Origin of the sequence: Pseudomonas beijingensis (assembly GCF_030687295.1) — a bacterium.
Taxonomy (GTDB): Bacteria; Pseudomonadota; Gammaproteobacteria; order Pseudomonadales; family Pseudomonadaceae; genus Aquipseudomonas; species Aquipseudomonas beijingensis.
In genome coordinates, this window is record NZ_CP117425.1 from 4,700,583 (window position 1) to 4,723,002 (window position 22,420).

General features: G+C 64.5%; 7 protein-coding genes and 1 pseudogene. 7 read left to right on the forward strand and 1 reads right to left on the reverse strand.

What is annotated here, in order from left to right; all coding sequences use genetic code 11:
• Positions 1–8 precede the first annotated feature (8 nt).
• Genes PSH84_RS20845 through PSH84_RS20855 form a run of 3 tightly spaced genes read left to right on the forward strand, consistent with a single transcriptional unit; the run spans position 9 to position 15,698 of the window.
• A complete protein-coding gene (locus tag PSH84_RS20845; RefSeq protein ID WP_305481716.1) occupies positions 9–10,214 on the forward strand; it encodes a non-ribosomal peptide synthetase in 10,206 nt (3,401 codons plus the stop codon).
• A complete protein-coding gene (locus PSH84_RS20850; protein WP_305481717.1) occupies positions 10,211–14,047 on the forward strand; it encodes a non-ribosomal peptide synthetase in 3,837 nt (1,278 codons plus the stop codon). The genes PSH84_RS20845 and PSH84_RS20850 overlap by 4 nt, the downstream gene beginning before the upstream one ends.
• A gap of 1 nt (position 14,048) precedes the next feature.
• The gene (locus PSH84_RS20855) at positions 14,049–15,698 is read left to right on the forward strand and encodes a cyclic peptide export ABC transporter (protein ID WP_122565678.1); all 1,650 of its coding nucleotides are present in this window, start codon (positions 14,049–14,051) and stop codon (positions 15,696–15,698) included.
• A gap of 169 nt (positions 15,699–15,867) precedes the next feature.
• Here PSH84_RS20855 and fhuF read toward each other — a convergent pair whose 3' ends face one another.
• Complete coding sequence (gene fhuF, locus PSH84_RS20860) at positions 15,868–16,551, reverse strand: siderophore-iron reductase FhuF (protein ID WP_305481718.1); 684 nt, start codon at positions 16,549–16,551, stop codon at positions 15,868–15,870.
• Positions 16,552–16,750: 199 nt separating this feature from the next.
• On the opposite strand from fhuF, the pseudogene PSH84_RS20870 reads away from it, so the two are divergent.
• The 4 genes and pseudogenes from PSH84_RS20870 (at position 16,751) to PSH84_RS20885 (ending at position 22,415) form a co-directional block, all read left to right on the forward strand.
• Positions 16,751–18,461: pseudogene (locus tag PSH84_RS20870) on the forward strand (ABC transporter ATP-binding protein/permease).
• A gap of 326 nt (positions 18,462–18,787) precedes the next feature.
• The gene (locus tag PSH84_RS20875) at positions 18,788–20,650 is read left to right on the forward strand and encodes an ATP-binding protein (protein WP_305481721.1); all 1,863 of its coding nucleotides are present in this window, start codon (positions 18,788–18,790) and stop codon (positions 20,648–20,650) included.
• 83 nt (positions 20,651–20,733) lie between these two features.
• Positions 20,734–21,966: a porin gene (locus tag PSH84_RS20880; protein ID WP_305467313.1), complete on the forward strand. Its 1,233-nt coding sequence runs from the start codon at positions 20,734–20,736 to the stop codon at positions 21,964–21,966.
• 11 nt (positions 21,967–21,977) lie between these two features.
• Positions 21,978–22,415, forward strand: coding sequence for a type 2 periplasmic-binding domain-containing protein (locus tag PSH84_RS20885; RefSeq protein WP_122565683.1), 438 nt, complete (start codon positions 21,978–21,980; stop codon positions 22,413–22,415).
• Positions 22,416–22,420 lie beyond the last annotated feature (5 nt).

Sequence of the window (22,420 nt, forward strand, 5' to 3'; positions counted from 1 at the left end):
AAGCAAGCATGAACAACATCGAAGACATCTACTCCCTTTCGCCGACCCAGCACGGCCTGTTGTTCCACAGCGTCTATGAACCGGATTCGCGAGTTTATTACCAGCAGTTGAGCCTGGACATGAACGGCCCGCTGCAACTGAGCGCGTTTCGCGGCGCCTGGCAGGCGCTGATGCAGCGCCACGCCGTGCTGCGCAGTGCGTTTCTCTGGGAAGAGCTGGACGATGCCTATCAGGTGGTGCAACAGGAAGTGCCATTGCCCCTGACCGAACTGGACTGGCAAGACCGCGCCGAGCCCCAGGCCGCGCTGGAACAGTTGGCACTGGAGCAGCGGGCGCAACCCCTGGAGCTCAATGACTCGCCGCTGATGCGCGTGTGCCTGGTGCGCCTGGCACCCGAACGCTGGCACCTGATCTGGACCTTCCATCACATCCTCATGGACGGTTGGAGCGTCGGCATCGCCGTCCAGGAATGGCTGGCGCTGTACTACGAGCAGGCTCATGGCCGCCCCGCCGACCTGGCGCCGACCCGTCCTTACCGGGACTACATCGCCTGGTTGGCGGAACAGGACATGGCCGCCACCGAAGGCTTCTGGCGCGAGCAATTGCAGGACGTGAGCGAGCCGACCCCGCTGCCCACCTTCGCCGCACGCCAGCCGGCACCGGCAGGGGCGCCGTTCGCCGAGCGGGAAAGTCTGCTGACGGCCAGCGAAACCGAGCAACTGGCACATTTCGCCCGCCACAACGACCTGACCATCAACACGTTGATCCAGGGCGCCTGGGCACTGCTGCTGGGCCAGCACGCCGGGCGTGACGACGTGGTCTATGGCGTCACCGTCGCCGGGCGTCCAGAGAACCTGGCGGCGGTGGACAGCACCGTCGGGCTGTTCATCAATACCTTGCCGCTGCGCGTGCAATGGGCGGATGCGTCGACGCTGGTGGCCTGGCTGCAACACTTGCAGCAAGCCAACAGCGATCTGCGCCACCACGCCTATTTGCCGCTGGGCAAGCTCAAGTCGATGACGCGCATCGCCGCTGAACAGGCGCTGTTCGACTCTATCCTGGTGTTCGAAAACTTCCCGGTCACCGACGCGCTCAACCAGGACACCGGCGGCTTGAGTTTCAGTGCCCCGAGCAACGACCAGCAGGCCGACGGCATCACCCTCACCCAAGGCCGCAACCACTTCCCGTTGTCGCTGATCGTGGTGCCGGACAAACAACTGCACTACCTGATCAGTTACGACCGCAGTCGCTTCAGCGATGCCGAGGTCTCGGTGCTGTCGGCCCAATTGCGCGCCATCCTGCTGGCGATGACGGCGCAAGCGCAGTGCCGGGTCAGCGAGTTGGAGTGGCTGAGCCCTGAAGAACGCCAGCAACTGCTCGTGCAGGGTCGTGGCGTGCAACTGCCAGTGCCTTCTGCGTGCCTGCACCAGCGCTTCGAAGAACAGGTGGCCGCCCATCCGGAACACCTGGCGGTCCGCGACCCTCAGGTCGCCCTGACTTACCGTGAACTGGACCAGCAAGCCAACCGCCTCAGCCAGTATTTGCGTGCCCAGGGCATCGGCCACGACAGCGTCGTGGCACTGGCCCTGGAACGCAGCGCCGAGTTCGTGGTTGCCCTGCTGGCCACCCTCAAGGCTGGCGCCGCCTATCTGCCGCTGGACCTCAAACAGCCTGCCGGGCGCCTGGCCGACGTGCTGGTGGACAGCCGCGCCGCGCTGCTGATCGGCGCTGCCGCCTCACCGCTGCTCAAAGGCCTCGCCGAGCACACGCCAACGCTGTGGCTGGCGGAACAGGCCGACGCCATAGCCTCCCAGCCAGACACGCCACCGGCCGTGGACCACAGCCCGACTGACGCCGCCTACGTGATCTACACCTCGGGCTCCACGGGCACCCCCAAGGGCGTGGTGGTCGAGCACCAATCCATCGTCGATTACCTGACGGCGGTGCACGCGGTCCTCAACCCGCCACCGATGGCCCGCTACGGCTTGCTGTCGAGCATCGCCGCCGACCTCGGCCACACGCAGTTATTCGGTGCCCTGTGCAGCGGCGCCAGCCTGTTGCTGGTGGATGAAGACAGCGGTTTCAGCCCTCTGGCACTGGCCGAACTCTTCGACCAACACCCGGTGGATGTGCTGAAGATCACCCCAAGCCATCTGGCCGGCCTGTTGCAGGCGTTGCCCGATGCCCGCCTGCTGCCCCGCGCCCTGCTGGTCTTCGGTGGCGACGCCCTCAGCCCGACGCTGCTGGAACAGGTCAACCGCCTGGCGCCAGGGCTCAGGGTGTTCAACCACTATGGGCCGAGCGAAGCGACAGTCGGGGCGATTGCCACCGAGTTGCCGGCGGGCCTGCGCAGCATCGCCCTCGGCCGGCCGCTGCCGAACCGCCGACTGCAAGTGGTGGATGCCAACGGCCGCCTGGTGCCCACCGGGGTATCCGGCGAACTGCTGATCAACGGCGCCCTGGCCCGGGGTTACCTGCACCGCCCGGACCTGACCGCCGAACGCTTTCACCTCGACGCCGATCAGCAACGTTGGTATCGCACCGGCGACCGTGTGCGCTGGCAAGTGGACGGCCAACTGGCGTTCCTCGGTCGGGTCGACAGCCAGGTCAAGATCCGCGGCAACCGCCTGGAGCTGGGCGAAGTCGAAGCGCAGCTCAAGCGCCTGTCGCCGCTGATCGAACAGGCACTGGTCCGTGCCGTGGAACTGGACGGCAGCCTGCGCCTGGTGGCCTACCTGGTCGCCAGCCAGTCGCTGTCCGCCACGAAACTGCGTAACGACCTTGCGGCGCGGGTGCCGGACTACATGGTGCCGGCGCACTTCATCACCCTCGACGAACTGCCCCTGACCCGTAACGGCAAGGTCGATGTGCAACGCTTGCCGCTCCCGCAAAAAACCACGGACGACAGCGCCACCCACGTTGCCCCGCGCAATGAAGTCGAAGCGCAGTTGGCGGCTATCTGGCAGGACGTCCTGAAGCTTGAACGTGTCGGCGTGCATGACAACTTCTTCGCCCTGGGCGGCGACTCGATCATCAACTTGCAGATCATCGCCCGCGCCAACCAGCAAGGGCTGAAACTCACGCCCCGCCAGCTCTTCGAAAACCGCACCATCGCTGATATCGCCCGGGTGCTCGGCGCCGATGCCAGCCATGGCGTGGCACACGAGATTACCGATGGCTATGACCTGCCACTGGCCGCCGGGCAACGAGCACGCCTGCAACAAGGGCCGTTGCACGCCACCTGGCGTTGCGTGGCGCTGACCCAGGCCATCGATAGCGAGCTGCTGACCCAGGCCATCGCCGCGTTGCAGCAACACCACCAGGCCCTGCGCCTGGCGCTCAAGGCCCTGCCGGACGGCGAGTGGCAGCAACGGGTGCTGGTCGCGGCCAAGGCCCCGGTCATCACCACCGAAAAACTGGAGACCTGCGCCCCGGCGCAACTGCAAACCTTGGCCCAGGCCGGGGTCGACGCGCTGGAACTGGACGCAGGCCAAACCCTGCACGCCAGCCTGCTGGAGGTCGGCGGCAAGTATTCCCTGCTGCTGGCCGCTCATCCGCTGTGCCTGGACGAGGCGTCCTGGTCGCTGCTGCTGACCGACCTCAATCTGGCCCTGGCGCAACTGCGTTATCAGCGGCCGGTGCGCCTGTCCTACACCGGGGGCGACTTTACCCAATGGACGCGGCACCAGCAGGCCCACGCTCAGGGTGACGCCCTGGACGACGCCTGGGAACATTGGCTGCAATATGCAGGCTTGGAACCGCTGCAACTGCCTGACAGCCAGCAGCCGGCCAGCGTGGCCGAACAAACCTTGCCAGCCACCACTTCAGGCGAACTCAAGCGCCTGGGCGAGGTGCTGCAACTGGACTGGAACAGTCTGTTGGCCGCTGCCGTGACCGAACAGTGCCGTGAACTGTGCGGCAACGGCCGGGTCGCGCTGAGCGTGCAGGATGCCCGGCCGAGCGCCGAGCGCTTGCCGGTCGATGCGCCGATTGCCGTGGCCGACCTCGACCCGGCGCGCATCATGGGGCCCTTGGCCCTGGCGGTGCCGTACTTCCTCCAGCCCGAAGGCGACAGCCTGCTGCAACGCTTGCAGGCACTGGTCGCGCAGATGCGCGCCTACCCGCAACACGGCGTCGACTATGGCGCCCTTCGTTACCTGTCGGACAATACCTACCTGCAAGAACCGCTGCGTGAGCTGCCGGCGGCCTCGGTCGCCATTCGCTGGCTGGGCAACCTCGACAGCCATCGCGAAGAACGCGGCATCCTGGCCCAGGTCGAAGCCGCAAGCCCATCGACGGCATCGACTTGCCCGCTGACCCTGGACGCCTGGTGGCAGGGCGATTGCCTGCACCTGCGCAGCCACGGTGTCCTCGCCGCCGACTGGGCGCCGCGCCTGGCCCAACGCCTGAACGACCTCGCCGGGCTCGTCACCGCAGCCGAGTTGCGTCCTGCCAGCCAGGCATTCCCGCTGTGCCACAAGCAAGCGGCGACCCTGGCCGCCGAACCGCTGGACTGGCTGAACATCGAAGACGTCTACCCGCTGTCGTCGATGCAACAGGGCATGCTCCTGCACACCTTGTTGCAGCCCCACAGCGGCATCTACCTGATGCAACAACGCTACAGCTGGGACGGAGTATTGCAACGCCCGGCGATGGAAGCCGCGTGGCAGCTGTTCCTCGAGCGCCACCCCATGATGCGGACCGCCTTCTGGTGGCAAGACGACCATGAGCCGCTGCAATGCGTGTACCGCCAGACCCATCGGGCGTTCGACTGGCAGGACCTGCGCCATCTCGACGAAGAGCAGCAGCGCCTGGCGATGGATCAGGCCCTCGAAGCACAACGCCTGCAAGGCTTCGACATGGCTTGTGCGCCGCTGACCCATCTACGGGTGTTCCAACTCGATGAGCGACGCTTCGCCGTGGTGCGCAGCTTCCACCACATCCTGACCGACGCCTGGTGCTTCGGCCTGCTGATGGAAGACCTGCTGGCGATCTACCAGGCCATCGTGCGCCAGGAGCCGGTGGCCCGTCCGCGCCTGCGCTCGTTCCGCGGCTACATGAGCTGGCTGGAACGCCATGACATGGCCGCCGCCCACGCATTCTGGCAGGCCGAAATGGCCGGTTTCAGCGAGCCAACGCCGCTGCATGTGGACAGCCCCGTGGCCCGTCCGGAGCAGGCACCGGAACAGGTCGGCGACTTCGACCAGACCCTGAGCATCGCCCAGACCCAGCGCCTGCAGCAGCTGTGCCAGCAATATCAATTGACACCCAACACCTGGATCCAGGGCGCCTGGGCGCTGTTGCTGTCGCGCTACAGCGGCAACCGCGACGTGTTGTTCGGCGTGACCGTGGCCGGTCGCCCGACTGACCTGGCCGGTGTAGAAGAAATGGTCGGCCTGTTCATCAACAGCCTGCCACTGCGCATCGATGTCGACCCAGAGGCGCCAGTGGCCGACTGGTTGCAGGCGCTGCTGTCCCACAACGCGCAATTGCGCGAACACGAAAGCGCCTCGCTGGTGGACATCCAGCGTTGCAGCCAAGTGCCGCGCGGCCAGCAGTTGTTCGACAGCCTGGTGGTGTTCGAGAACGCGCCGCTGGACATCAGCAGCGTGCAACTGGACGCCTTCAGCATCGACATCTATGAAGACCGCGTGCACACCAACTTCCCGATGACGGTGGTGCTGTACCCCGGCGACCGCCTGGGCATTCGCCTGTCCTACGACAGCCAGCGCTTCAGCACTGACACCGTACAGCGCATGCTCGGGCATTTGGTGCAGTTGCTTTCGGGCATGCTGGAAACGCCCCAGGCGCCCCTGGGCAGCCTGCACATGCTGCCCGAAGCGGAACGTCGGCAGTTGCAGATCGACTGCAACCGCAGCGACGTCGACTTCCCGCTGGAGCGCGGTTATGCGGCGCTGTTCGCCGAGCAAGTACGCAGCCGCCCGCAACACCTGGCTGCCGTATGCCAGGGACAATCGCTGACCTACGCCGAACTGGACCGCCGCGCCAACGCCATCGCCCATGCGCTGCAAGCCGCCGGTGCCGGTCCGGAAACCCTGGTGGCGCTGTTCGCTGAGCGAGGCTTGGCCTTGCTGACGATGATGATCGCCACGCTCAAGGTCGGCGCGGCGTTCCAGGCCTTGGACATCCAACAGCCCCACGCCCGCCTGGCGGAGGTGCTGAACCTCGGCGAAGCGCCGCTTTTGTTGGCGTGCGAGCACGCGACCTCGGCACTGGACAATGTCCTGCCACAGATGCGCCAGCAACCCACCTGCCTGATCGCCCAGGCGCTCTGGCAAGGCCGCGAGCAGCCGCCGGTGAGCTATGCACATAACCCCGATCAACTGGCCTATGTGATCTTCACCTCGGGCTCCACCGGCACGCCAAAAGGCGTGATGGTCGAACAAAGGGGGATGCTCAACAACATGTTCGGCAAAGTCCCGAGCCTGGGCCTGGGTGAGCACGACCGCATTGCCCAGACCGCTTCGGCGGCGTTCGATATCAGCGTCTGGCAATTCCTCGCCGCGCCGCTGTTCGGCGCCACCGTGCACATTCTTCCCGATGCCCAGGCCCACGACCCTGTGGCCCTGCTCGACGCCGTTCAAGAACAGCAGTTGACGCTGCTGGAAACCGTACCGGCGCTGATTCGCGGCATGCTCCAGGAAAGCCAGGCGCACCACTCCCTGGCGAGCCTGCGCTGGCTGTTGCCCACCGGCGAGGCATTGCCGCCGGCCCTGGCCCGGGATTGGTTCGCGCGCTTCCCGGCGATCCCGTTGATGAACGCCTACGGCCCCGCCGAATGCTCGGACGACGTCGCCTTCTACCCCATCACCCAAGCCCCCGCCGACGACTGCCTGCACATGCCCATCGGCAAGCCGACCGCCAATAACCAGGTGTTCGTTCTCGACTCGGCGCTGCGCCTGGTCCCTGTCGGTGTACCCGGAGAATTGTGCATCGGCGGTGTCGGCGTGGGACGCGGTTATCTGCGCGACCCGCAACGCACCCGCGAAGCCTTTGTCCCGCATCCGTTCCAGGCCGATGCGCGCCTGTATCGCAGCGGTGATATCGGTCGGATGCGCGCCGATGGCGTGATCGAATACCTCGGCCGTCGCGACCAGCAAGTGAAGATTCGTGGCCACCGCATCGAACTGGGCGAGATCGAAAACCGCCTGATGCAGCACCCGGCGGTGGACAGCGCGGCGGTGCTGGCGCTGCCCGACGCCCGTGGCGCGTTGCAACTGCTGGCCTGGTATGTGCTCGACGAAGCGGCCGACCTGGACGGCGAGCCCGCGCAACAGGTCTTGAGCGCGTACCTGGGCGAGCAACTGGCAAGCTACATGGTCCCGGCTCGTTGGCTGAGCCTTGCGCAATTGCCGCTGAACGCCAATGGCAAGGTCGACCGTCGCGCCCTCGCCGCCCTGGGCGTGCCCCAGGACGAGACGGCGCAGGCGCAATCCATGGCACCGCGCACACCAACCGAACACGTCTTGGCCGAACTCTGGCAAGAGATTCTCGGCCTGGACAACGTGGGTGTGCACGACGACTTCTTCGCCATCGGCGGTCACTCGCTGCTGGCCACCCAGGTGTTGTCGCGGATTCGCCGACGGTTGAACGTGAACCTGCCGCTGCGCACGCTGTTCGAACGTGGCACCCTCGAACAACTGGCCCAAGCGGTCGATCAACAGCGCGACGCCCAGACCGAGGCCGACGGCGACACCGAGATCGCCCTGGCGCCGCGCAACCAGCCGTTGCCGCTGTCCTACAGCCAACAACGGTTGTGGTTCCTGGATCGCTTCGAAGGCCCTAGCGCCGCCTACAACATGACCACCACCGTCAGGCTGCGTGGCGCGCTGGACATCGCCGCGCTGCAAGGGGCCTTGCAGGCGGTGTTCGAACGCCATGAGTCCTTGCGCACCGCGTTCCACCTCCACGGCGACCAGCCTTGCCAGGTCATCAGCCCGGCTCCGATGGTCGACTTGACGCCGACCGAGCTGAGTCACCTCGACAGCGAAGCACAGACGCAAACCCTGCAGCGCCTGATCGATGAACAGGCCGGGCGCCCGTTCGACCTGCAACAGGCGCCGATGCTGCGCGTCAACCTGCTGCGCCTGGGAAGCGACGATCATGTGCTGCAACTGGTGCTGCATCACATCGCCACCGACGCCTGGTCCATGGGTATCCTGATGCAAGAGCTGATTGTCGGTTACCAGGCGCGCACCAGTGGTTCGACACCGGTGCTGCCGGTGTTGCCGATCCAATTCGCCGACTATGCCTACTGGCAACGCAGCGAAGCGCAACAACGTCTGCTGGCAAGGGCCATCGACTACTGGCGCCGCCAGCTCGACGGCGCGCCCACGGTGATCCCGCTGCCGCTTGACCAGCCACGCCCGGCTCGCCCCGACTACCAGGGCGCGGCCCTCGAGCAACGCTTCACTGCGGTCCAGACGCAGGTGCTCAAGGCCTACGCGCAGGAACAACGGGCGACGCTGTTCATGGTCTTGCTCAATGCCTTCAACAGCCTGTTGCAGCGAGCCACCGGGGCCACCGACTTTATCGTCGGCACCGACCTGGCCAACCGCGAACATCCGGCCCTGGAACACCTCATCGGCTTCTTCGTCAACGTATTGCCGATCCGTGCCCGCCTGAACGAGGGCGAAACCTTTGACGCCCGCCTGCAACGCTTGCGCGAGGATTGCCTGTCGGCGTTCCAGCACCAGCAAGTGCCGTTCGACAAACTGGTCGAGGAGTTGCAGCCGCCGCGTACGCCAGGGGTCAACCCACTGGTCCAGGTGCTGTTCGTCATGCAGAACACGCCCAGCGGCAATGCCAGCCTGCCGGACCTTGAGGTGGAGCACTTGGTATCGCCCCAGGAGAGCAGCAAGTTCGACCTCGCCGTGTTCGTCGAAGAGGACGAGGAACAAGGCCTGAACGTACGCTGGGTGTATCGCACCAGCGTGTTGCAGGCGCAGACCATCCAGCGCCTCGAACAAGGCTTCGAGCACCTGCTGGAGCAGATCGTCTCAGCCCCGGCGCAGGCGCTGGACAACTGGTCGTGGCGCCTTGAGGGCACCGCCGCCGACGCCGCGCCACAGCCTGACTCGTCGCTCGACGAGGCCACGGCCCGCAGCGCGCGCAAGCAGTCGAAACTGAGCAAGCTCAAGCAGACTCGTGCAACCGCCGTAAGCCAGGTGGCCCACGAGCAGGTCCGTACCCGCACCCTCAACGTCGGGCAAGCCTTGCCGTTGGTGATCGAGCCGTTGCTCGGCGACCTGGACCCGGTGCACTGGGCGCTGCAAGCCAGGGAATGGATCAATGCACAGCTGCTGACCCACGGCGGCCTGCTGTTCCGGGGCTTCAACCTGCCGGATGCCGGCGCCTTCGAACAGTTCGCCCAGGCCATCGAGCCCGACCTCTACGGGACCTACGGCGACCTGCCGAAAAACACCTCGGGCAAGAACATCTACCACTCCACGCCGTACCCGGAACAGCACATGATTCTCTTCCACAACGAGAGCTCCCATCTGCCGCAGTGGCCACGCAAGCAGTGGTTCTATTGCGAAACACCGGCACCACGTGGCGGCTGCACGCCCATCGTCGATTGCCGGCAGGTGTTGGCGCGCTTGCCCGAGGACATCGTCGCTCGCTTCCAGGCCCTGGGGCTGCTTTACGTGCGGCACTTCACCGACAAGCTGGATGTGCGCTGGCAGGACTTCTTCAAGACCGAACAGCGCGAGGAAGTCGAGCGCCAATGCCTGGCGTCGGGTATGCGCTGGGAATGGCTGGGCCCCGACAACCTGCGGATCGCCCAGCACTGCCCGGCCATCGTCGCGCATCCCGAGACCGGTGAGTTGTCGTTCTTCAACCAGGTGCAACTGCACCACACCGCCTGCCTGGAGCCGGAAGTGCGCAGCAACCTGATCAGCCTGTTCGGCCCTGGGCACCTGCCCCGCAACGTCTACTACGGCGACGGCAGCGTGATCGAAGACGCGGTAATGCACGTCATTGGCGAGGCCTATGAAGACTGCGCGGTACGTTTCAGTTGGCAAAAGGGTGACATGGTAATGCTGGACAATATGTTGGTGGCCCACGCCCGCGATCCCTTCGAGGGTGAGCGCAAGATCTGTGTCGCCATGGGCCAGATGATGCGCCGCGAACAACTGACCGGCTGCCTGCCCGAAGCACCGCCGGCGCCGGTTGCGGAGGTGCAGGCATGAGCGCTTTCGAGAAACGTGAAGAAGCCTTCGCCCTCTCGCCCCAACAACGCAGTCAGTGGCTGGCAGGGTTGCCCGCGGTGCGCCTGGAACTGGAAATAAAAGGCCCGTTGACCATGGAGCGCCTGCAGCAGCGGCTCGTCGCCCTAAGCGCATGTCACGAGGCCCTGCGCCTGCGGGTGCGGCCTGAGCCGGGCCTGCTGATGCCGTTGCAGATGGTGGAACCCACGGTCATGGCCGCGGACGCCATCAGCATTGAGGTACAAGCGGTCGGTGACGATCGGCACCGGGTGACGCTGCAACTGCCGGCGCTGAGCGCCGATCGCGGGACCTTGCTGCGCCTGGCGCAGGCTTTGGCCTCGACGGATGCGCCGACGGCGGATGACGAGGCCATGACCTATACCCAGTACAGCGCCTGGCTCTACGAATTGCAGGCCGATGAAGACGCCGAGGATGGCCGGCGCTTCTGGGCCAGCCAGGCCCTGGACGAGCCGGCCGTCAGCGAGCTGCTCTACCGCCAGGTACGCAGCGACCGCCCCGACGCCCCGGTCACCACTCGCCTGAGCGCCACGCCACAGTTGAGCATGGCCCTTGAGGCTTTTTGCCAACGTCACGACGCCTCGCCCGAGCAGGTCCTGATGGCAGCCTGGGGCGTACTGTTGCAGCGCCTGAGTACCGGCGACAACCCGGCACTGACCTTGAACTGGGTCCACGATTGCCGCGACGACTATGAAGAGCTCGCCGACTGCTGGGGATTATTCGCCAAGCCCCTGCCCCTGCGCTGGCAACCGACGGCGGACAGCCATTTTGCCCAGGCGCTGGCAAACCTGCAGGTGCTCTGCGAGCAAGCCACCGAATGGCAGGAGTACTGCGGCGTCAGCGCTGCACTGCCGGCCGACACTTTGCAGTACGGCTTCCAGTGGGGTGGGCAGTTGCCCGATCGGCTCGACACCTTGGGCAGCATGGCGTCGACGCTCACGGTGCTGGATGCACAAGCCATTCCCGCGGGTATGGAGCTGCTGCTGGTGGCCGAAACCACCGCTGGCGGCTATCGCCTGAACCTCTGTCATTTGCCCGGCCGCTACAGCGAACAAGCTGCGTGGGTCCTGCTGGAGCAGTTCCAATCGCTGCTGCTCGATGCCCTCGCCAACCCAGGCAAACCCCTGACCGAGCTGTCCTTGCAAGCGCCGAGCTTCACCGCGACGCTGGCCGCCCTGCAGGACGACGTCCCAGTGCCGCCGTTTGCCAGCGTGCCGGCCGGTTTCGATGCCTGCGCCGCACAGTTCCCCGAACACTTGGCCCTGCGCGACCACCACGGACCGCTGAGCTACGGCCAATTGCAGACCCGCAGTAACCAATTGGCGCATTACCTGCGCGCCCAGGGTGTGGGCTGCGAAGATCGCGTGGCGTTGTACCTGGATCGCTCCGCGCAGATGGTCCTGGCCATGCTCGCCGTGCTCAAGAGCGGCGCGGCATTCGTCCCCCTGGATGTGCATCAACCGGCGCAACGTTCCCTGGCCATCCTGCAACAGGCCCAGCCGGTCTTCGTCCTCAGTGGTTCGGCCGGCAGCGCCCCCGCTTTGCCCGGCATCGGCAGCCTCGACCTGCGTGATGAAGCGACTTGGCAGCAAGCACCTGCCACGGCAACCGACGTCGAGATCCAAGGGCAGGACGCGGCCTATGTGCTGTTCACCTCCGGCAGCACCGGCACACCCAAAGGTGTCATCGTCGAGCATCGGCAGCTCGCCAGTTATGTCGCCAGCGTGTCCCGACGCCTGACGCTGGGGCTGGGTGAGCGCAGCGCGGTGGTCACTTCCCTGGCGGCCGACCTGGGCTACACGCTGCTGTTCCCGGCGCTGCTCAGCGGCGGCGAATTGCACCTGCTGGACAAGGAAACAGCCATGGACGCCCAAGCCTGGGCAGCCTGGCAGGCGCAGTACCCGATCGACCACCTGAAGGTCGTGCCGTCGTTGCTCGACGCTTGGTTGATCCACGCCCAAAGCGCTGCCGTGTTGCCGCGCAAGCAATTGATCCTCGGCGGCGAAAGCTGCTCGCGGCGCCTGCTGCAAAGCATTCGCAGCCTCGCGCCGGCGCTCACGGTCTTCAACCATTACGGCCCGACCGAAACCACGGTGGGGGTGGTGATGCACAAAGCCGAACCAACCATGGACTATCGCCGCCTGCCCCTGAGCGACCGCCTCGACGGCATGCGCCTGTACCTGCTCGACGAGCAGCAAGCGCCGGCCGCTCCCGGGCAAAGCGCCGAGCTGTATATCGCCGGCCCCCAACTGGCCCGCGGTTACTTGGACGCACAGCAAAATACCGGGCGGTTTATCGAGCTGGCACAACGGCCAGGTGAACGTCTCTATCGCACCGGCGACATGGCCCGCTATCGCCATGACGGCAGCCTGGAGATCACCGGGCGCGCGGATCGCCAGGTGAAAATCCGCGGTTTCCGCGTGGAACTCGACGAGATCCAGGCGCAGCTGACCGGCCTTCCCGGCGTGGCCCAGGCCGCGGTGGAATGCATTCCCCGGGGCGAGCTCGGCCAGCAACTGTTCGCCTTCATGACCCTGGCGCCCGGGCATTCGACCACGGTCGCCCGGCTGCATGGCCAGGCCCAGGATTGCTTGCCGGACTACATGCTGCCCACCCTGCGGATCGTCGAGGCATTGCCGCTGATGGGCAACGGCAAGCTCGACCGCAAGACCTTGCAGCAATGGGCCGACAAAGTCCTCGACACGGTCGGCAGCGCCTTGCCGCGCACGCCTCTGGAAGCCCTGCTCGCCGAGGTCTGGGCACAGGTGCTGGGCCTGGAGCGGGTGGGCATCGACGATGACTTCTTCGAGCTGGGCGGCCACTCCCTAGCGGCGGTGACGCTTGCCAGTCGCTTGCAGACCGCGCTGTCGGCACCGGTAACAGTCAATGCGGTGTTCAACGCCCCGAGCGTCTCGGCGTTTGCAGCGTTGGTGCAGGCCGAGCTCAAGCTCTCGCCGCTGGTGCGATTGTCGGCGCCCACCGTCGATGCCGTACAAACCGCCAATCTGTTCTGCTTCCACCCCTCCACCGGCCACGTGCAGGATTACCGCACGCTGCTGGCGCCGCTTGCGGGCTGGCATCTGTGGGGCTTGCAGGCGGCGTACCTGACCGACGATAGCACGACGCTGGGCGGCGATATCGAGAGTCTCGCCGTATGCTATGTCGAGCACCTGCGCCAACAGCAACCACAGGGGCCTTATCACCTGCTGGGCTTCTCCCTCGGCGGCCTGCTCGCGATTGCCGCGGCCGCGCGCCTGGAAAGCCAGGGCGAAGAAGTAGCGTTTCTCGGTATCATCGATTCGCAATACCAGCATCAGGCGCCGGAAGACAGTGTCGAGGCGCTGCTGGAGTCGGCGTCCCAAGCGTTGACACCGGACAGCCAGGCCGTGTTGCGCCAGTTGCCGCCGCCGATCATGGCCGCGTTGCTGGAGCAACTGGGCGCCCTGCCCCCGGCGGCACGCCTGCCGGAACTGGTCCAGTGGGCACGGCAACAAGGCCTGCAACTCGATGGCGACAGTTGGGAGCACCTGCAGACGCGGCTAAACTACCAGCAGCATACGCAACATCTGCTGGCCACGTTCAAGCCCGTACGGTTGAACTGCCCGGTGCATGTCTGGTGGGCCAGCGATACCCTGGCCCAGGCTGAGTTCGCCGACCCGCACTGGGAAGACCTGAGCAGTGGGCCGTTGACCCGCGAGGTCATCTCGGCGCAACACCTGACCATCCTTGAGCAACGCGCCTTGCACGAACAATTGGCGGCGCGCCTCACAGCCACTGCTACACACGGAGCGGTTTGAAATGGATCTGTTGTTACTCATGGCTAAACGCTCCTGGCGGGCACTGCTGGTGGCGACCCTCACGGGTCTGACCTGCGGCCTCGCAGCGGCCGGCCTGATCGCCAACATCAACCACAGCCTGGAGGTGTTCGATAAACTGCGCCCGGTGGATGGCCTGCTCTTCGCCGGCCTGGTGGTGTTGGTCGCGGTGTCGCGGATCATCTCCGACATCAGCCTGCTGCGCCTGGGCCAGGCCGCGGTCAACGACATGCGCCTGCACCTGAGCGCCAAGCTGATCGACACGCCCTACGCGCAATTGCAGCGCCTGGGCAAGCATCGCCTGCTCGCGATGCTCACCGACGATACGCAGACCATCAGCCAGGCGGTGGAGTTGGTGCCGATCCTGCTGGTCAACGTCGGGATCATCACCGCATGCCTCGCTTACCTGGGCTGGCTCAGCCTGCCACTGCTGGGCCTGACGCTGCTGCTGATCGCCTTGGGCAGCCTGAGCTTCCACTGGCCGCAACGCCGGGCACTGACCTCGATCTCCCGCGCTCGCGAGCTCAAGGACCAGTTGTTCAATCAATACCGCCTGCTCACCGATGGCAGCAAGGAGCTGCAACTCAACCATCCCCGCCGACAGCACTTCTTCACCCGCCTGCTGATACCGGTGAGCCAGCAATACCGCCGCGATTTTGTACGGGGCATGAGCATCTACGCCCTGGTATTGAACTGGGGCAATGCTGTGTTCTACATGCTGATCGGTGTGGTGCTGTTCGCCGCGCCGCATTTCATCGACTTGAGCGCGAGCCTGGTCACCGGCTATATCCTGGCGATCCTCTACATGATCACGCCGTTGTCGGAGCTGATGCACGCCTTGCCGACCCTCGGCCGGGCCAGTGTGGCCCTGAACAAGATCCGCGCCCTGGAAGGCGAGATGCAAACCGCCGACGAGACCCGCGACACCATTTCGCCGACCCAGGTGCGCAGCCTGGTGTGCCGCCATGTCACCCACACCTACTACCGCGAGCGCGAGGACGGGCATTTCACCCTGGGCCCCATCGACCTCACCCTCAATGCCGGCGAAGTGGTGTTCATCACCGGCGGCAACGGCAGCGGCAAGACCACCCTGGCCTTGTTGCTGACCGGCCTGTACCGGCCGGAAAGCGGTGAGATCATGCTTGACGAGCAGGTGTCCTCGAGCAACGACAACCACCATTACCGGCAGCACTTCTCGGCGATCTTCACCGACTTCTGCCTGTTCGAGAACCTGTTCGATGGCGACGATCCGCACTTGGTGAAGCAGGCGCAGGACTACCTGGTCCACCTGCAACTGGACCATAAGGTGCAAATCGAGGAAGGCAAGCTGACCACGCTGGCGCTGTCCACCGGGCAACGCAAGCGCCTGGCGCTGCTCAGTGCCTATCTGGATGATCGTCCCTGCTACCTGTTCGATGAATGGGCCGCCGACCAGGACCCGGTGTTCAAGCACTTTTTCTACACTCGGATCCTGCCGGACCTGCGCGAGCGCGGCAAATTGCTGATCGTCATCTCCCATGACGATGCCTACTTCGGCCTGGCCGACCGGTTGATCCGCATCGAACAGGGCAAGCTCAGCGAAGTCGCCCCGCAGGCTGATGCGATGCCCGTGGCCGAAATGCTGTCCACTTGAGAATACGCCCATAATGCCAGGGCAACCCCAGCCCCATTGTGGGAGCGAGCTTGCTCGCGATGGCGTCGACACATTCAGCATTGATGCAAGCTGAGCCACAGCTATCGCGAGCAAGCTCGCTCCCACGGGGACTGGCTGTTGCCAGAAAAGGCCCTACCCGCGCTCAAGCCTACTCATAGATGTAATGCAGATAGCTCACCTGCTCCGCCACCGGCAGGCGGTGCAGCTTGGGGCAGGATTCGCAGAGCACCGGCGGTTGACCTTCGACCGGCTCGTGCAGTTGATAATGCAGGCAGCAATGCCGACGCAAAGGCAAGCAGGGGCAAATCTGCGGCGCCGGTGACTCGACCATGCGTTGCAGGCCCCGCAGCTTCAAGCGGCCGTTGTTCACGGTGACCGGCTCCAGCCACTGGTGCGCCTCGGCGAAGCCGTCCCTGGACAGGTCCGGGTCCATCCTGGCGAAGGCACCGTCCCAAATGGCGACGAAATTGCCCCACAGTATTTTCGGGGCCAGGCCACCGGCGGCGGCCAATGTGCCTAACAGGGGCGCCAAGTGCTCGTGGACCAGCCGCGACCAATAGGCCCCGCGGTCATCCGCATCCAAGGCCGACAGCCCGGCGGCCAGGCCCAACGCCGACGGTTGGCCGTCGTCGTGCAACAGCAGCGCGTCCTCGCCCCAGAACTCGATGGCGCAATGACGCGTCAACACGCAGGCCAGGGTGGCCGGCAGGACAATACTCATGTAGTTCATCGACCACTGCGACACCACGGCGGCGCGGTTCACCCCCGGGTAACGCAGGGCGAATCGGGCCAGCAAGGGTTGCAGCGCGGCAGGATCGGCAAGCTGGCTCAACGCGATGGAAGGCTGATCGCCAGGTGCCTGCCGGATGACCCGCTGTATCGGCGGCCAGGCCTGGTTAAGCCATTCTGGAAATTCGATAACGGGGCTCCCGTGGCTTTCCCTAATTAATGCAAACGATTAGCATTGGCTGATCCTATCCTCCCTCCCCTGCAAACTCAACGTCGTTAGCGACCAGGCTCACCAAGACCCCATGCACACACTTCGCAATTTCTGGCGTCTCGCGCGGCCCTTCTGGGCTTCCGAAGAAAAGTACCCGGCCTTGTTGCTGCTGTTGGCCACCGTGCTGATGACCCTGTGCCTGGTCGGTGTCAACATCCTCACCAATTTCTGGAACCTGCACTTCTATAACGCCTTGCAGGCCTTGGACTACCACGGTTTCCTGATCGGCAGCCTGCAGTTCATCCTGCTGCAGATCGGCACGGCCGCCTTTACCGTGGGTGCGTTTCACTTCCAGCAAAAGCTGACCATCCGTTGGCGGCGCTGGGCGACCCGCAACATGCTCGATCAGTGGCTGGACAGCCAGCGCTACCAGAAGCTGAAACTGACCGAAACCGACGTCGACAATCCCGATCAGCGGATCGCCGAGGACATCGACCTGTTTATCGTCAAGTCGCTGAAGTTGAGCCTGGGCCTGTTGACGTCAGTGGTGTCGCTGTTTTCCTTCCTGCATATCCTCTGGCAGGCCTCCAGCCTCGTCAGCGTGCCGTTCAACGAGGAGTCGTAGATACGGGTCTGTGGGTGGGGTCGTCTTGTGTGTGGTCGCTCTGGGTATGCCCCTGGGCACCGGCCTGGCCTTCTGGCTGGGACGAGCACTGCCCAGCCTCAATTTCATGCAACAGCGGCGTGAAGCGGATTTTCGTTTCTCGCTTATCCGTCTGCGGGAGAACGCTGACTCAGTGGCTCAATACCGCGGCGAAGTCGTGGAGAACGAACGCTTCAACCATCGGCTCGACGCAGCGCTGGAGAACTTCTGGGCGCTGGTGAAAAAACAGAAGTTGATCATGGGTTACTCGACCTTCTATTTGCGCAGCGCAACGGTCATCCCGATGTTCATCATGGCGCCACAGTTTTTTGCCGGCGCCTTTCCCCTCGGCCGCCTGACACAGATAAGCGCGGCCTTCGGCGAAGTGCACGCGGCCATCGCCTACCTGGTGAGCGTGTTTCCGGAACTGTCGGAATGGAAGTCGGTGATCGACCGTTTGGTTGGTTTCCAGGAGCGCCTGGACAATGTCGAGGTCACGTCCCAGGTCCGCCACCAGCAGCAGGCCCACGGCCTTGACATCAAGGACCTGGACATCTGGCTGCCCAACGGCCGGCCGTTGTTCAAAGGCTTCAACCTCTCACTCAAGCCCGGTGACAGCCTGATGATCAGCGCGCCATCCGGCTACGGCAAGTCGACGCTGATCCGCACGATTACCGGGCTTTGGCATCACGCGCGCGGTTCGAGCAGCTATGACCGTGAGCACGCCCTGACACTGTCGCAAAAACCCTACCTGCCGCTGGGCAGCCTGCGCGAAGCGCTCTGGTACCCCAACCCAGCCCGTCCCGAAGAGGATGCCGCGCTGCGCCAGGTGATGGAGCAAGTCGGCCTGCAACACCTGGCCAATCAGTTGGAGCAGGAGCGGGACTGGGCGCAGACCCTCAGCGTCGGCGAACAGCAACGCTGTGCGTTCGTCAGGGCCTTGCTGGCCCGGCCCACGGTGCTGTTCCTCGATGAGAGCAGCTCGGCGCTGGATGCGGCAAACGAAGCGCGCTGCTATCAGCTGCTCAGGCAAACGCTGCCGGACACGATCCTGATCAGCGTCGGCCACAGCGCCTCCCTGGAGCACTTCCACTGGCAAGTCCTTGAGCTGAAGGACGAGGCGCAGTGGGTGCAGCGCAAGGTCAAGCAAGCGGTGTGAGCCCCGATAACGCAAACACTGAATAACCTGTGGCGAGGGAGTTGTGGGAGCAAGGCTTGCCCGCGATGAATGCGACGCGGTCCTCCTGAAGTCGCGTCGCGGGCATCGCGGGCAAGCCTTGCTCCCACAAAATCCCCTCGCCACAAAAGTCTCCCGTGCTCCCATCAATCGGGGCGCCATTCGTTCATTGGCATACAGAGTTTGTGGTCTATAGTTCCTGACAGATCCCAGGATCTTTCGCTCGAGCCCTCAGGAGCTACACCCCCTCGAGCCGTACCGTGTCGGATGCCCACCAGCCTTCGGTCGAACCATGCAGGGAGCACACCATGCCGATCCAGCGGCCTGAGACATTGAGGTTGGCCCCTGGCACTGCTCATTGTGCAGAGGCCGATGGCGCCACCGAAGCCGGCGTGCTTCGGCGCGCCTTCGGCCAGGCCAAGGAAGCCTACATCCTGTTCCCGCTGCTGGCCGCTCTGCTGTTGCTGGCCATCTGGAGCGCTACCCTCTACCTGATCAAGGTCGAACACCTTCGCGCGCAGCAGAGCGCCGCGAGGGCCAGCCTGGAAATGGGCGCCACCTACGAAGCGCAAATGTTGCGTGCCATCCATGAAATCGATCAGACCCTTAAGCTGGTCAAATACACCTACGAGACCGAGGGCGAACCCAATCCCCTGCGCCGGCTCCAGGAGCGGGCCTTGTTGCCGCCGGCCTTGGTGTTTGACGTCAGTGTGGTCAATCCGGACGGCCGGCTCGTGGCGAGTACGCGGGTCAACGACCGGGAGAACATCGCTGACCTGGATGAGCAGCAAACGCTGCGGCGCAGCGACTCGTTGTCCATCAGTCACCCGTGGAAGAGCCCGGTCACCGGAGAATGGCGCTTGCGCTTCAGCCGACGACTCGACGCTGTGGATGGCAGGCTTTCCGGGATCGCCAGGGTCGAGGTCGATGCGGCCTATTTCGTCAGCAGCTACGACGCCTCGAAACTCGGCGAACAGGGGGCGCTCGGACTGCTGGGCACGGACGGCCTCTTCCGCGTACGGCGCACCGGAGAAACGGTACTGGCCGGCGATACGGTCGAGTACACGGCCGTGGTGCCGGACGCTGAAAACACCGCGGCGGTGCTCTCGGTCAATGCATGTGATGGTGTGCGGCGCTACACCAGTGCCCGCCAGCTCTACGACTTTCCACTGGCGGTGATCGTCGGGTTGTCCGAGGAGGAGCAACTGGCCGCGGTGAACCAGCAAGCGCGTACCTACCTCTGGCGCGCCGCGGGCGGCAGCCTGCTGCTGGTGTTGCTGGTGGGCGTGCTCGCCCGGATGAGCTGGCAACTGGCGCAAAGCCGTTTGCGCGCCGCCGAAGCCCAGGCCCAACTGGCCGCCGCCGCTCGCCAGGCCGGCATGGCCGAAATCGCCACCAACGTCCTGCACAACGTGGGCAATGTGCTTAACAGCGTGAATATCTCCGCCGACCTGGTCACCCGCAAACTGCGCACCAGCAAGGCCTTGGGGCTCGGCAAGGCGGTGCAAATGATGAACGAGCACGCCGATGACCTCGGCGACTTCATCGCCCACGACGAGAAAGGCAAGCTGCTGCCCGGCTACCTGAACCAGCTGGTGGACGCGCTTGCGGTCGAGCAACAGAGCATGACCGAAGAACTCGGCCAACTGAGCAAAAGCGTCGATCACATCAAGGAAATCGTCGCCGCCCAGCAATCTTACGCAGGCCCATCCAGCCTTGCCGAAACCGTGCAGGTCAAGGAATTGATCGAGGATGCCCTACGCATGAACGCTGGCATCATCGCGGCGCATCGGATCACCGTGGTGCGGGACCTGGCCGAAACGCCCTTGCTGCAACTGGACAAGCACCGGGTGCTGCTGATCCTGATCAACCTGATAAAAAACGCCAGCAGGGCGATGGGTGATCGGCCGGAGCTTACCCCCCAGATCATCCTTCAGAGCGAGATCCCCCAAGCAGACACCCTGGTCATCAAGGTCATCGACAACGGCGAAGGCATAGCGCCCGAGAACCTGACGCGGATCTTTGCCCACGGCTTTACCACGCGCAAGGACGGCCATGGTTTTGGCCTGCACAGCTGCGTCCTGGCGGCCATGGAGATGGGCGGCTCGCTGGAGGCCCACAGCGACGGCCCGGGAACGGGCGCGACCTTCACGCTCAAACTGGCAATCTAGAGTGCGTGGTAAACGCGCAGCTTCAGCCAACGTTACAAGGAACAGACGAATGGCGATCCACGCAACGAGGTTACCTTGACCCCATGGTGAAAAAGCCCAAGACCTTGGCCCTGGTAGTCGTGACGCTGTACGCCGGCGGCGCCAATGCTGACGCGGCCGACATGTTCTCGCTAAGCAGTTTCGGCACGGTGGGGATTGTCCATTCCAGCGAGAAGAAAGCCGACTTCACCTCCAGTATCTTCAAGCCCAACGGCGCCGGGCATTCGCGCAACTGGAGCGCCGACGTCGACAGCCTGATAGGCGCGCAACTGACCGCCACCTTCACCCCACAGCTTTCAGCCGTGGTGCAGGTCATTTCCGAACAGCGCTACGACAACAGTTACCGGCCCTTCGTCGAGTGGGCCAACATCAAGTACCAGTTCACCCCGGATTTAAACGCCCGTATTGGCCGTACCGTGTTGCCGACGTTCCTGGTCTCCGACACCCGCAAAGTGGGCTACACACTGCCCTGGGTGCGCGCGCCCATGGAGGTCTACAGCCTGATGCCGATTTCCAGCAGCGACGGCATCGATGGCAGCTACCGGTTTCGTGTCGATGCAATCACCAACACCGTGCAGGCGCACTACGGCCAGAACGACACCCGTCAACCCGACGGTGCAGGCAAGGTTTTGACGAGAAATCTCTGGGGTGTCACCAACACCACCGAGTTCGACGTTCTCACCACACGAATCACCTACATGAAAGCCGACCTGACCCTGGAACAGTTCAACTCACTCTTCGACACGTTCAGGGCGTTCGGTCCGGAGGGCATCGCCATCGCCGATCGTTACGACTCCGATGACACCCCCGTCGACTTCATCGGCGTGGGCGCCAGCTACGATCCGGGTGACTGGTTCGTCATGAGTGAATGGGGCCGTCTCGACAGCCGTTCCGGCCTGGGCAGGACCAGCGCCTGGTACATCAGCGGCGGGTACCGCATCGAAGCGTTCACCCCCTATGTCACCTACGCGCGCTCCAGGACCGAAACAGAAGTCTCCAGCCCGGGCCTGACGATAGCGGCCTTGCCTCCGGCCCTGGCGGGCACGGCCGCCGAACTCAACGGTGCGCTCAACAGCGTCCTGGGCTCGAACGAAGGCCAGCAGACCCTTTCCCTTGGCATGCGCTGGGATTTCACCAAGAACATGGACGCCAAAGTGCAATTCGATCACACACGTTTCAAGGGCAACTCGGTCGGTCCGTTGATCAATCCCCAACCGGACTTCAGGTCGGGGGGCTCGCTCAACGTCATCAGCCTGGCTGTGGATTTTGTCTTCTGATGGAGCAGGTCATGTGGGTTGTGAGACTCATCGGATTCGCGATGGCTGGGCTCGCCCTGAGCACCACCAGCGTTGCCGTCAAGGCCGAGGTGGTGGTGGTCGTCGCCACGTCCAGCCCGGTGAAGACACTCGCGCGCAATCAGGTGGCGGATATTTTCCTGGGCAAGGCCAGTCGTTTTCCCGGCGGCGGACAGGCGATTCCCATTGACCAGACAGAAGATTCACCGACCCGTGATGAGTTCTACACAACGTTCACCGGCAAGTCCGCAGCCCAGCTCAAGGCGCATTGGTCGAAGATCATCTTCACCGGCCGGGGCCAGCCGCCGCAGGCGGTTTCAAGCGGGGCGGAGGTCAAGAAACGTATTGCAGAGAACCCCGACACCATCGGCTATATCGAGGCACGGGAGCTGGACGGCAGCGTCAGGGCACTGCCGCTTGAGTCGCAATGAGTACG